Origin of the sequence: Microcoleus sp. Pol8_D6, assembly GCF_036700965.1 — a bacterium.
GTDB lineage: Bacteria > Cyanobacteriota > Cyanobacteriia > Cyanobacteriales > Microcoleaceae > Microcoleus.
The window spans coordinates 129,971-143,414 of sequence record NZ_JAUBPW010000004.1 but is presented as its reverse complement, the minus strand read 5'-3'; the positions used below and the strand labels follow the sequence as shown (position 1 = coordinate 143,414).

The following is a 13,444-nucleotide window of genomic DNA, read 5'->3' as shown; positions in this document are numbered from 1 at the left end:
AGCTTTTTAGGATTTTAACAAAAGAGCGCTAAAAATCTTATTCAGACTAAGTTTCAAGACTTTTTAAGCTTATTATTAATAAGTCTAATATAAAGTTTGAAAGTACGCCCTAACCAAAACTATCGGAGACAAACACATAGCCGCCGCCATATCCAACATTATCATCCACTAATATTAAGCCCTCGTTACCCTGCGGATCGCCACTCTGAGCAAGTCCATAATTCACCACGCGCAACAACCGCTGTGGCGTAAACGATTCTAATTCCACAAAATTGCCTGCCTCCAGCCATGCTAGTTCTTCTGCTGTTAAACTTTGCCTTACAGCGTCGGGTAATTGACGGGCGGTTTGTGCCATTGTTTGAGATTGTTGCACAAACATATCACGGGTTGCTAAGATTTGACGGGGAGAAATTCCCAAATCAAAAATCGTCACCGCTTGATTCGCAAACCAGTTTGGATTAGTTCGCAGTTGATGCACTAAACCAACTCCAGCAGGACTCGCATTGTGCAGTGCATACACTTTTAAATCGGCATTACGGCGCAGCATTTCGATTACGGTACTGAAGATGCTGTGGGGATAGCCACTAATACTAAGAATGGCGCAGTTGTTCTCAAAATGGACGTTGTTGGCAATTAGGAATTGAGCGATTTCGTCACTGTCGCAGATGATGGCGCGATCGAAGCTGTAGGCGCTCACTTCGCGATCGATGGTTGCGGGTAAAGCTTCTTGGCGAGGTGCAGGGAGCAGTTTTTCTAATGTGCCATTCACTGTTTGCCAGCGTTGCAGCCATTGATAGCTTTGCGCTTGATTAACGATAAATATTTCACCCGTTATCTGTTGACGATTTTTTTGTGAAATGCTGAGCCAGTAGGAAAATAGTCCTAGTGCAGAGGCTGCGATGTATCCTGGAAAATAATTAAATATCAAGCTTCCTGAAATCCCTGTTACTAAAATAATTATTCCTAAAGTTTGTAAATTTGTGGTATTAATTTTTCTGCTGCGAACACTTTGCTCGGTAGATTGGCTGTTCGCGAAAAATCCCCGAATCCAAATAATATTGAAAACTGTCCACACTATCAAAAATCCCGCAGTGTCAGAAAAGATAGAGCTAATGAATATACCGCCAAAGCTCACCAGGAAAAAGCTCTGGACTAAATATCCTAAAATCCAGTTCCAGAGGTTAGATGAGGTGCGATTTTTTAGCCGTTGATCTATCAAATACAAAAACTGTTTGGGCGTAAAAAATAACATATTCTGGCTGGAAATATCTTCGATCGCCTTTTTGAAAAAGGGATCGGTGAATGCCAATTTTTTATCAGTGACGGTAGTGGGTTCAAAGACAAACGGGTGGTTGCACCGTTTACAGCGACCTGAGTTGGTGGTACGATCGCGCAAATTGTTATCGGTATTACACTGGACGCATTTCATTCCCATTTCGGTTACTCCTGATTGATTTAATGGATTTATATCGTTGACGGTTGTTTTGGAATGGTTTTACCGCAGAGGGCGCAGAGGGCGCAGAGGAAGAGAAGAGAGATAATAAGTAGAAGGAAGAAGGAAGTTCGGCAACGGATTCTGTAACGGATGTAACGGATGTCAGTCCGATGGAAGTCGCAAGAAGGAAGAAACTATGCCCAATGCCCAATGCCCAATGCCCAATGCCCTATTAAAAGATTTGCCCGTTTAACAAGATAGAATAGTCTTCTCGCTGTCGAATTAATCGATCGCCCTTAGCATCAATCAACACCTCAGCAGGGCGGGGGCGGTGCAGAAAATGCGACGACATCGCATAGCCGTAAGCCCCGCTATCCAAAATCGCGATCGCATCTCCAATTTTGAGTTTCGGTAGCCAACAGTTGCGCCCCAAATAATCCCGCGAATAAGTCGTGTTGCCACAAATATCCGTTTCATGTCGCAATACATCGTCGGTTTCCCAAGTTGCGATCGCCCGATAGCCCCCGTGCACTGCAGGCACCGATAGATTTGATACAGTCGTATCTACCCCGACAATTTGCCTATCGCCCAACCACTTCACCGACACAACTTTCGCAAGCAAAACGCCACAACCTGCGATCGCCGATCGTCCCGGTTCAATCACCAACTCGATCGGGCGAGATAGCGCACTCAATCGTTGAGTAATCGCCGCACCAAACTCCCGCCAGTCAAACACCGCACCGCCTCGATAGGGATAGCCAAAACCACCGCCAAAATCGAGGGTTCGCCAATCGGGTAACTGTTGGGCGATCGCAATTAGGCGATCGATCGCCTGCGTAAAAGCACTCGTGGCGTTCGTTCCTGTCCCCCGATAAAAATGCAATCCGGTAATCCTCAACCCCTGCTGCTGCGCGATTTCGTTGGCTTTCTCGAATTCGGCGGGACGCACTCCAATCCGACTGTCTCCCGTCAATTCCGGTGAGTTGAGGCGCAGTCCGATTTCGGCAGGGATCGATCGCGGTTGACTGCGCGAATATTCGCAAAAATCCTGGAGTTGCGACAGACTATCGAAATTGAATCGATCGATCTTCCATTCAATCAATTGCTGAATATCCGCCCTGTTGAGGTTACTGCCGGTGTAGACAATGCGATCGCTCGTAAAACCCGCTTTCAGTCCCAAAAAAACATCCCCCGGTGTATTCGCGTGTAGCCCCCAACCAGCCTGCTGAATCAATTGCAACAGAGCAATATTGCCGTTGGTGACGCTAGCAAAATGAAACTGAACGTGCGGATAGTCGATCGATCGCGTAATATGCTCAAGAGTCTGACTAAGTACCTCAGCCTGATACACATATAAAGGCGAACCATAAGTTGACAAAAGTCGCTTGGCTAATGCTTCCGAGAACGGCGGCGAATGTATTTTGGTTTCATTCTGTAGCAAAGATTCAGTCATATAGAAGAAGTTCGGCAACGGATTATTTAACGGATGTAACGGATGTTTGGCAACGGAGTTTGTAAGGGATTTAACGGATGTTTGGAACAAGGAAGATTGTAAAATTAACTGTCAACTGTCAACTATCAACTGTCAACTGTCTTCGATATTTCCAAATGCGCTGCCCGATCGCCGGTGGCAACCAAAACACATGATCAAGCGATCGCTTGCCCGGAATTTCGCCTAAAACCTCGGTTCGCCATGCCTGCCACATCATTAGCAGCCAGAGATTATTGCCAATATAGCGATCGCGCATCGCAACTCCGAGTTGTCCCGATAACATCGCGTCGGGCAAATAAGGTTGCCAGCAATTTTGCGATCGCAACAGCTTCGGATTCAGCCGATCGCCGATCGCAGCCCAAAACTCCCGGTAATACCAAACCTTCAGCGGCACACCCATCCCGCGCTTTTCCCGCCAGACAATTTCCGGCGGCAACCAGTGTTCGGACGCTTTTTTGAGGATGTATTTTTCGCACGCACCTTGCAGTAGCATCTCTCCTGGCAGTTGAAACGTCCATGCTGTGAGGTCGGGGTCGCAGAAGGGCGATCGCACCCACAAACCGCAAGCAAACCCCAATGCTGTTGCCCTCGGCTGAATATTTTGGGCACCTTTGAGCATCAGCGAAGCGCGCCGCAGCCTCGCTAGCAGGGAAGGACAGGTTTCGGGATCGATCGCGTCTTGCAGGTAAACGCTCAAATCGTGAGACTGGATGCGATCGAGCATTTCTGGCGAAAAAATCTGTTTTTCATAACCATAAAATCGCTGAAACGTCCGCAAATACTGCTGTTCAAAGGTTTCTCCTCCGGCAGGATGTTCTGCGCTGTAAACTCCGTTGGCAATCAAAGGTTTGTTCGTCCATCCAGCAAATAGCTGATCGCCATTCTCGCCATTGAATACAACTCGCACATCTTGCGCCGCCGCCTGTTTGAGCAAAAACAGCGGGGCTGTTGTGCCATCTCCATAGGGTAAATCGAGGGCTTTGGCGGTTGGCCCGATCGCGCGCAACACTGCATCGCCCGTCGCCGCCACTCGGATCAGCGGAATCCCGAAAAAGTCCGCCACCTGTTGGGCGTAGGGCAGTTCGGAATAGGCTTCGACACCAAAATCGAGGGCATAGGCGCGCACCTGCAAGCCTGCTTTCACTAGCAGCGCCGTCACTAGGGAAGAATCGATACCGCCGGAGAGTAAAACGCCCACGGGTTCGTCGATCGGCAAATCGGCTACTTGTCGATCGATCGCCTGTTGCAACAGCCCTTGCAATTGTGCGATCGCCTCATCCTCACGGCGCAGTAATTGGGGCGCTTCTTGCCAAGCCGATGGCAGCGATTCCCTACAGGATAGCTTCGCCGCGCGTACTTTCGGCAGATCGTTAACATCGGCGATTTCCCAAATCATCTCGCTTCCGGCTGCTACGGATGCAATTTGCTCGATCGGAGTTAACGGCGCGGGCACGTAGGAAAAGCAAGCATAGCTGTGGAGGGCGATCGGGCTAATTTGAGGGGAAGCAATCAGCGGTAGCAGCAATTGCATTTGCGTCGAAAACCAAATCGTTTCTCCTAACTGCATCCAGTAAAGCGGCACTCGCCCAAACGGATCGCGCCCCAGCCGTAGCTGTTCCGCTTCTACCGCCGCCCAAGCATCTCCCGGTAAATCGGTTGACCCAAATCGCCCGCAAGCATTCAGCGTCACTGTGTCAGCGGTGAGTACAGATGCAGAGGCGATCGCCCATTCTGATAATTTGCCCTGCCGAATGCAGTAATCTGGGGCTAAACGGCTGAGCGTTTTTGTGCAATCGTCCAGTCCCCAATAGCCGATAAAATGTGAAGGCTTGTCGATCGCACCCATCTATTTCACCGTGAAAGGTTCACTGCTGATGACGCGCCCATCCAGGGACATCCGAACTTCCCATTTGCCTGGGGCGGCAGCAGATCCGAGATCGTAAAAGCAGTAGGTATTCCAAACCGCAGTATCGATCGTGCGAGTTTGATACCTCCCCTGATGAACAACGTCACCGGTGGGATTAATCCAATCGCATTGCAGAGACAACTGATTGCCGATCGGGGCATTTTGCAACGTCACCTGGTAGTAGATGCGGGGATTAATTTGACGGTTGACTTGAGTAAGGCTGTCACCGCCCTTTTGAGATAGGGCAATTCGGTCTTCTCCTGTGACAATTTGAGCAGTTTGCTGCTGCTGATTTTGCCCGAACAGCACGCCTATACCGATCGCAGAGATGACAACGGCTGTCGAGGCGATCGCGATCCAACGGTTGCGTCGCTGCTGTTTTTCTAGGACTTCGCGGCGGCGCATTTGGGCGATCGCATCTTCTAAAAGCTCATCAGGCAGATTCAACTCCCGTAAAATTTCTCTTACCTGATCCGGGGCCAATTCTAACTCGCGCTGCTGCGATAACTTGTCGATCTCAGCGATCACCTGTGCTAATTGAGTTTGAGTAAGTCGAGGTTCCATAAAGTTCTTTCCAGTTAAAATTAGATATATAAATCACCCCTCTCTTCTCTTCCTCTGCGCCCTCTGCGCTCTCTGTGGTTAAATTATCCATATTATTCAATAAACAGCTCTCTAAGTCAATTCATAAAAATCATAACCTTAACCTCATAAAATTCATATTTATAGTCCTGGACGCATCGGGAATCATGCAAAACCGGGTTTTTTGTAGGAGTATGTCTAGGACTGACTTATATAAAATCCAGACTAGGAAACTCTTCTACTTTTGGGAAATCAGTTAAATTCAACTTTCCTGAATCTATTGTTTTCTGTTGGCGATTCAACCAAATTGCGTTTAATCCCGCATTTTTAGCACCCCAATAATCTGCTTTGAAGCTGTCGCCGATATGCAAGACATTCTCGGCAGTGCAGTTGTGCTTTTGCAAAGCAGCAGTAAAAATTAGAGAGTCTGGTTTTGCTGCACCAACCTCGGTGGAAATTGTCACTGATGTGAAATATTCGGATAAATTTAGTGATTTTAATACTGGATAAATTCGGGAGTCGAAATTGGATACTACTGCCAATTCAATTCCTTGTTGCTGCCATTTATTTAATGCTGGCAATACGTCGGGATAGACGAACCAAGGTTCGGCGGTGGCAAAATGAGCGTAGAGTTCCACAAAGAATGTGGAAAAGTCTGAAAATTGGTGGAAAATGCCTGCTATTTGGAATGCTTTTGCGGAAACTGTTTGCCACCACTCAAATTCTAATTGGGGAATTTTTGCCACTTCTCTCCCTGGAAATGCCATCGGACTTGCTGAGGCGAAGCTTTGGAAAAATGCTGCATTTAACTCTTCACTCTTAACTGTTACTCCAAAACTCTTAGCTATTTGTCCGTATACCTCGCCGACGCTACCGCGAACATCAAATAGTGTACCTGCGGCATCTAGAAAAATAATTTTGGTCATTTGAGAAGAAAAAGGGAAGAGGAAAGAGGACTTATCGCACATCCGGTTGCATCGGAATGATTTAACCACAGAGGACACAGAGAACACAGAGGAAAAGAAGAGAAGAGAAGAGAAGAGAAAAGAGATTTGAATAATTCCTTCTTTCTTCTTCCTTTTTCCTTCTTCCTTCTAATTAGTTGTTGGCGGATTCACCAAGCCAGAATGATTGGCAAGGTTGCCTGCAGGTTCAAATCTGCCTCCTAAATATTTGGCTAGGAATTCTTCGGCGATCGCAAAAAAGTGCAGCCGATTTTCTGGCCGCGCAAATCCGTGTCCTTCATCTGTATAAAGCACGTATTCTACAGGTTTGCCGGCTTGCTTCATGGCATTGACAATTTGCTCGCTTTCTGCTAATTTAACTCGCGGGTCGTTAGCGCCTTGGGCGATGAGTAAAGGTTTCTGAATGCGATCGACAAAAGATAAAGGCGAGATCGATTTCAAAAACTCTGGTTCTGTTTCCAAATTGCCCACGCGGTGATACAGACTTGCTTTTCTCGGTTCCCAGTAAGGGGGAATCGTTTGCAGCAGTGTAATCAAATTGCTTGGCCCGACAATATCGACGGCGCAGGCAAAAACATCGGGACTAAAAGTCAATCCCACTAAGGCAGCATAACCACCGTAAGAACCGCCCATAATCGCAATTTTATCCTGTTGGGCAATTCCTGTTTTTACCAGCCAATTTACACCATCTAGCAAGTCGTCGTGCATCTTAGCCGCCCATTCGCGATTGCCGGCATTGAGGAAGGCTTTGCCGTAACCGGTGGAACCGCGAAAATTGATTTGCAAAACGGCGTAACCTCGGTTTGCCAGCCATTGGGCTTGTGGATTGTAACCCCAGGTATCGCGTGCCCAGGGGCCGCCGTGTACTAGCAAGACTGTAGGTACGGGTGTTGAGACACCAACGGGTTTTGTCAGGTAGCCGTGAATGGTTAAACCATCTCTTGCGGTGTAAGAAATGGGTTCCATTGATGATAGTGGTAGCCCTTCGAGTTTGGGTTGGTTGCTGAACAGAAAGGTGAAAGTTTTGGAAGCGCGATCGTAGGTATAGTAGTAGACTGGGCCGTCGTCTGTCTTGTAAGAAATTAGCCAAGTAGTGTCGGCGAGGTTACGGCTGGTGATGTCGAATTCGCCGGGACGAAATTTACCGATCGCCTCAAAATCCTCTGCTATGCTTTGGTCTAAAATCTGCCATTCTTGCTTGTCTTTGTAGAAGGAAACCGCCTGAATCTCTCGCTTGGTGGGGTGTACGACAATGCCGCCGACATCGTATTCTGGGTCAGAGGCCAAATCGGTTTCTTGTTTGGTTTCTAAGTCTAATACGATCGAACGTTTGGCGTTAGCATCGTGATTGCCGATGATGTAAAGAATTTTGCCGTTTTCTGAGAACATGACGGCACCGCCTTCCTCATCGGGCCCCCAGCGTCGCAAGCTTTCCCAAGACTTATCGGCAGTTTCTCGAAATAGCAATTCTGTACTGCCGTCGGCATTTGTGGCTGTCGCCGCCCGCACTTGGAATTGGGCGTCAGCCGTCCAACCGACGATGTTACCTGGGTTGTCGGTGTCGAGTTCAACGGCACCGTTTTGCAGGTTGATGCGGTAAACATCGTGTTTGCGGCGATCGCTGATGTTCATTTCCACTAAAATTTCATTAGGGAAGTTGCGGTCAAGGGCGATCGGATGAGTTCGAACACCTTGAAATGGTGTCAAGTCGCGAACCAGATTTGAGTGGATATTGACTGAGAATAAATGCCATTGTTCATCACCATCAATATCTTGCTGATAAATGAGTTCTTCGGCGCTGTAAGTCCAGTAAAAGATGCGAATGCCTCGTTTTTTATCGGCTGTTAGTTGGCGATCGTATGCTTGACCGACGGTACGCAATTGCACTTGCAAAACGTTGTGTTCATCTGGTGCAATGTAGGCGATATACTTGCCGTCGGGTGAAAGTTGGGGGCGGGTTCTTTCAGGATTTCCGAACAGAATCTCCCGCTCTATCAACGGTGGAATTTCAGTTTTTGGCTGTTGAAATGTGGAATTTTGCATTTTTTCTCGTGCCTAATATTCTCTGAATCTACACTGCGACAGAAAAACCAGGTTTTTACCAAATATGCGCGTAGTAGTGAAGTATTTTCGTGAAAAACCCGGTTTCGGAACCGCCCTAATAAGTCCTACAATCAATAATAAACCGTCAACTGTCAACAGTTAACAGTCTACAATCAACTAACTTTTAAGCAAATCCTGAATCGGTTTACTAATCCAATTGAAACCAACTTTTAGTTGATGATCAAATGTTGGCATCCGATAGAGATAAGCTAAGCGGCGAGCAATGTGGGCTAGTTGTCCGTCGAGTTTAATTCCTAAACCAGCGAGGGTGGCGTTGTCAATTCCTAATGTCATCATTTCTCCTAGCGGCTGGTACCGGAAAGGAAGTAATGGGCGATCGGTGAGGGATGCCCAAATGTTCCATGCGGTGTAGTCAGCTTGCTGGAAGGCTGTTTGGGCTGTTCCGGGGACTTTTTGATTAGTTGCATCGTGACATTCTGCTAAGTCTCCCAAGGCAAATATATCTGGATGGTCGATAATTTGCATTTGCGAATTGACTATTAATTGACCGCGGCGGTTTTGTTTGAGGGGTAGCGATCGCACTGCTTGACTAACTTGAGTTCCTACGGTCCACAAAACTATGTCTACGGGTAGAACATCTAATTGTCCTTTGTAAAGTAAGGATATTGTGTCCGATCCGATCGCCTCTACTTCTGTTTCTAAGTCGATCCACACTTGCCGTTTTTCTAAAGCTTTGCTGGCGGCTTCGCGGTTAAACTCCGGCGATGTCCGCAGAATCATGTCGCTTTGCTCAACTAACCGCACGCGACCTTTTTCTCCGAGTCGATCGGCTAATTTACAAGCTAATTCTACTCCCGAATAACCGGCGCCGACGATCGCCACCCGAATTTTGTCGTTGTTGCTGGCTTCTAAAAACCGCAGTCTTTCTTCTAAGCGGTAGGCGTCGTCGAGGGTGCGAAACGAGTAAGCGTATTCAACCGCACCCTTGACCATATCTAGAGGGGTTTCGCCGCCTAAAGCTAAAACTAGGCGATCGCACGGAATTTCTGGCCCGTCGTGCAACTGCACTCGCTTTTGCTCCACATCGATGCCGGAGACAGTACCTTGACAAAAGCGCACGCCTGTGGCTTCCAATAGTTCGGCAAATGGTGGAGCAATTTCCCACGTTTGGAGTTCGCCGGTCACGAGTTCGTAGAGCAGGGGAACGAACAAAAATCGATCGCGGCGGTCAACTAGGACAATTTCTGGTTTTTCGGTTTTGGAGAAGGGTAACTGACTCAAGCGCAGGGCTGTGTAGAGTCCGCCGAAGCCTCCGCCGAGAATACAAATCCGGGGTTGTTGTTGAGTCATGGTGTTTTGTTTGAGGGGCTCACGGTAGCAAGGAAACTTATCTTATTCTAACGAGAGTGAGGGAGTGGGGAAGGGGGGAGTGGAAGACTGGGAAAATGGGAAAATGGGAAAATGGGAAAATGGGAAAATCTTCCATCTTTCCCTCGAACCTCAACATCCATCTGTTGAATCCGTTAAACTCACACCTAGAGCACCATTCTCAATAAGCTTTTTATGGGCGGACTCTTCGGCCCAACCCCTACTCCCCATAAGAAAATGCACTTGTTGTGGAACAGGCCGGAAAGCCTGTTAAGCGAGAATGGTGCTCTGGGCGTGAGTTAAATCCATTAAAGCCGTTAGACAATGCGTTTCCGAACTGTTTTCTATATCTATAGCCTTGATTAGCTTTACCTATTACTCGCCCTCAAATTTTCTGAAGGTTCGCAGAACTAATTTTGTACTATATTAGTTTATAATGAATAATTTCGCACATTAAATTCACTTTTTATAGGGTCATCTACTCTACCACTTGCCCCCGCACTCACAAGTGAAAAAAAAACCATGCAAACTTCTTCCAATTCTTCTAAATTTAAGAACGGCGATCACAATAACGAAGACGGCTCATCTTTGTTAAAAAGCGAAGAACGATATAAAAATTTAGTAGCTAATATTCCCGGTGCTGTCTACCGCTGTACCTGCGAGTATACGGAGGACGGGGAATTAACACGGACAATGGCGTTTTTGAGCGAGGCTGTTCAAGAAATATCAGGCTATCCCTCTTCTGATTTTATCAACGATCGCGTCCGTTCCTTGGCAAGCATTATCCATCCTCAAGACCGGAAAAAAGTGGATGCTACTGTGAAAAAAAGCGTAGCAACCAGAACTTCGTACATCCTTGAATACCGGATTGTCCGGGCGGACGGCGGAATTAGCTGGGTTTACGAAAAAGGCAAAGCTATTTGCTGCGAGGCGGAGGAGGGTAGAGGAAAACAAGAAGGACAAGGGGAAATTGAGGGCTTTTTGTCGGCTGTGGTTTCGCCGGTATCGCAGATCGCAAATTCTCTGTATCGGGTTGTCTATCTCGACGGAGTGATTTTGGATATTAGTGAGCGAAAGCGCACTGAAGAAGACCTGCGAAACACTCAAGATTTTCTGAATGCGGTACTGCAAAATCTGCCAGTTAGCGTCTTTATTAAAGATGCTGTGGAACAAAGATTTATTTATTGGAATAAAGCTAGCGAAGAATTGTTTGGCTATTCGAGGGATGAAGTGCTGGGAAACAATGCTGCTGAATTGTTGGAGCCAGAGCAGGCTAATTACTTGCAAGCACAAGATTTAGAATTATTCGCAAGACACAAAGGCGTCGATTTGCCAGAAGAAATTATCCAACTTCCGCGCCGAGGAAAGCGAATTTTGCACACTAAAAAAGTTCCTTTGTTTGACGATTCTGGCGCGCCTAAGTATATTCTGGGTATTGCTCAAGATATTACGGAAAGCAAAAAAACAGAAACAGAATTGTCGCGCTTGGCTATTGTGGCTCAAAAAACGCAAAATGGTGTGATTATTACTGATGCTCAAGGCTGCATTGAATGGGTGAATGAAGGATTTACTCGGATTAGCGGTTACGTGCTGGCAGAAATGCAGGGAAAAAAACCGGGTGATGTGCTGCAAGGCCCTCAAACAGACCCCCTAACTATTGCTCAACTGCGGTCGGCTTTGGCAACAGGACAGTTGTTTAATCAGGAAATTTACAATTACAGCAAGGATGGAAAGGGTTATTGGGTGGCGCTTTCCATCGCTCCAATTTTTCAAGAAAATGGGGAACTCGAAGGTTTTATTGCGGTGCAAACTGATATTACCGATCGCAAGCAAGCAGAGGCAACAGTCAGGGAAAGCGAGAGTTATTACCGCTGCATTGTCGAGACGGCTTCGGAGGGTGTTTGGATGTTTGACAGCGAAAGTATCACGACTTTTGCTAACTCTCGGATGGCCGAAATGCTGGGGTATACTGTGGAGGAAATGCTGGGGCGATCGCTATTTGAGTTTATTGACGGAGAATCCAGGGAAATAGCAGAAACTTATGTCAAGCGCAGGCGAGAAGGCATTCGCGAACGCCACGATTTTAAGTTTACTCGCAAAGACGGATCTCACTTGTGGGCGATCGTGTCGGCGACACCGATGTTCGACGCTGAGGGCAAATTTTCAGGCGTGTTGCGGATGATTACCGATATTAGCGATCGCAAACAAGCAGAAGCCGAATTGCGCCAAACTCTCAAAGAGTTGGAATTTGAAAAATTTGCTTTGGATCAATCGGCAATTGTCTCGAATACCGACGAATTCGGAGCCATTACCTATGTCAACGATCAATTTTGCGAACAATTTAAATATTCCCGAGAAGAACTGATCGGCAAAACCCACCGACTTGTCAATTCTGGCTATCATTCAGCCGATTTTTTCAAGCAGCTTTGGTCAACCATCCGCCAGGGAAAGGTTTGGCGAGGAGAAATGAAAAATCAAGCTAAAGACGGTACATTATTTTGGTTGGATACTACGATTGTACCGTTCTTAAATACGAACGGCGAACCCCATCAATATGTAGCAATTCGTAAAGATATTACCGCTCGCAAACACGCAGAAGAAGCGGTGCAGCTTTCCGAAAGTCAATTGAGGACTAAAAATCAAGAATTGGCAAAAGCCCTGCGGGACGTGCATAAAACTCAAAGCATGATGGTTCAGAATGAAAAAATGGTAAGTTTGGGGCAATTAGTCGCTGGCGTTGCTCACGAAATCAACAATCCAGTTAGCTTTATTTACGGCAACGTCATGCACGCTGACGATTACTTTAAAGACTTGCTAAAAATGCTGCAACTTTACCAGCAGGAATACCCGCACCCAACATCGGCAATTAAACAAGAAATAAATGATATCGATTTAAATTTTCTGCTCAGAGATTTGCCGAAGCTGTTAAATTCGATGAAAATGGGAGCAGAGCGAATTCGCCAAATTGTGCTGTCACTGAAGAATTTTTCGCGATTAGATGAAGCCGAACAAAAGCAGGTGGATATTCACGAAGGGATTGAAAGCACTTTGTTGATTTTGCAGCACAGGTTGAAAGAAACTGCAGGGCGTCCTAAAATTGTGCTGATCAAAGAGTTCGGCAATTTGCCCCGCGTACAGTGTTATGCAGGACAGTTGAATCAGGTTTTTATGAATATTATTGGCAATGCAATTGATGCTTTGGAAGAGGCAATGGAGACTGGACAGTGGGCAGAGGGACAACTGGCGCCTATTCCTTATTGTCCTTCGCCGACGCTGCGGATTTGTACGGATGTAAAATATGAACAGGATGCTTTGATGCAAGCCGATTCTGCTGTTTCTGATGATTCAATGCGGCATCCTTCTCATATTGTGATTCGGATTGCTGACAACGGGCCAGGGATTCCGATAGATGTTCACAAAAGGCTGTTCGATCCGTTTTTTACTACGAAAGAACCTGGTAAAGGTACTGGTTTGGGGCTGTCTATCAGCTATCAAATTGTGGTGGAAAAACACGGCGGGCAGCTTAAGTGCGATTCTGCACCGGGTCAAGGCACGGAATTTGCGATCGAGATTCCTGTAGTCAGTAGTCAGTAGTGAGTAGTCAGTAGTCAGTAGTTATTTACTACCAATTA

At 46.8% G+C, this 13,444-nt stretch carries 8 protein-coding genes; 1 reads left to right on the top strand and 7 read right to left on the bottom strand.

The window, feature by feature from the left end:
• Positions 1–109: 109 nt before the first annotated feature.
• The 7 genes from QUA10_RS03230 to QUA10_RS03200 form a co-directional block, all read right to left on the bottom strand.
• Complete coding sequence (locus tag QUA10_RS03230; protein ID WP_333086167.1) at positions 110–1,435, bottom strand: hypothetical protein; 1,326 nt, start codon at positions 1,433–1,435, stop codon at positions 110–112.
• Positions 1,436–1,667: 232 nt separating this feature from the next.
• A complete protein-coding gene (locus QUA10_RS03225) occupies positions 1,668–2,888 on the bottom strand; it encodes an alanine racemase (RefSeq protein WP_333081019.1) in 1,221 nt (406 codons plus the stop codon).
• 118 nt (positions 2,889–3,006) lie between these two features.
• Complete coding sequence (locus tag QUA10_RS03220) at positions 3,007–4,773, bottom strand: asparagine synthetase B family protein (protein WP_333081018.1); 1,767 nt, start codon at positions 4,771–4,773, stop codon at positions 3,007–3,009.
• Complete coding sequence (locus tag QUA10_RS03215) at positions 4,774–5,397, bottom strand: DUF3859 domain-containing protein (protein WP_333081017.1); 624 nt, start codon at positions 5,395–5,397, stop codon at positions 4,774–4,776. It abuts the gene before it with no gap.
• A 227-nt stretch (positions 5,398–5,624) separates the two neighbouring features.
• Positions 5,625–6,341 (bottom strand): HAD family hydrolase, encoded by a 717-nt coding sequence (locus QUA10_RS03210; protein ID WP_333081015.1) that lies wholly within the window; start codon positions 6,339–6,341, stop codon positions 5,625–5,627.
• 168 nt (positions 6,342–6,509) lie between these two features.
• Complete coding sequence (locus QUA10_RS03205) at positions 6,510–8,423, bottom strand: S9 family peptidase (protein WP_333081014.1); 1,914 nt, start codon at positions 8,421–8,423, stop codon at positions 6,510–6,512.
• A gap of 177 nt (positions 8,424–8,600) precedes the next feature.
• A complete protein-coding gene (locus QUA10_RS03200; protein WP_333081013.1) occupies positions 8,601–9,794 on the bottom strand; it encodes an NAD(P)/FAD-dependent oxidoreductase in 1,194 nt (397 codons plus the stop codon).
• Between the two features lie 540 nt (positions 9,795–10,334).
• Here QUA10_RS03200 and QUA10_RS03195 point away from each other — a divergent pair.
• Positions 10,335–13,406, top strand: coding sequence for a PAS domain S-box protein (locus QUA10_RS03195; protein WP_333081012.1), 3,072 nt, complete (start codon positions 10,335–10,337; stop codon positions 13,404–13,406).
• The last annotated feature ends 38 nt before the right edge of the window (positions 13,407–13,444 follow it).

Coding starts and splice junctions, on each gene's coding strand:
- QUA10_RS03215 (WP_333081017.1), bottom strand. CDS start 5,397: ATGGAACCTCGACTTACTCAAACTCAATTAGCACAGGTGATCGCTGAG.
- QUA10_RS03205 (WP_333081014.1), bottom strand. CDS start 8,423: ATGCAAAATTCCACATTTCAACAGCCAAAAACTGAAATTCCACCGTTG.
- QUA10_RS03210 (WP_333081015.1), bottom strand. CDS start 6,341: ATGACCAAAATTATTTTTCTAGATGCCGCAGGTACACTATTTGATGTT.
- QUA10_RS03200 (WP_333081013.1), bottom strand. CDS start 9,794: ATGACTCAACAACAACCCCGGATTTGTATTCTCGGCGGAGGCTTCGGC.
- QUA10_RS03225 (WP_333081019.1), bottom strand. CDS start 2,888: ATGACTGAATCTTTGCTACAGAATGAAACCAAAATACATTCGCCGCCG.
- QUA10_RS03195 (WP_333081012.1), top strand. CDS start 10,335: ATGCAAACTTCTTCCAATTCTTCTAAATTTAAGAACGGCGATCACAAT.
- QUA10_RS03220 (WP_333081018.1), bottom strand. CDS start 4,773: ATGGGTGCGATCGACAAGCCTTCACATTTTATCGGCTATTGGGGACTG.
- QUA10_RS03230 (WP_333086167.1), bottom strand. CDS start 1,435: ATGGGAATGAAATGCGTCCAGTGTAATACCGATAACAATTTGCGCGAT.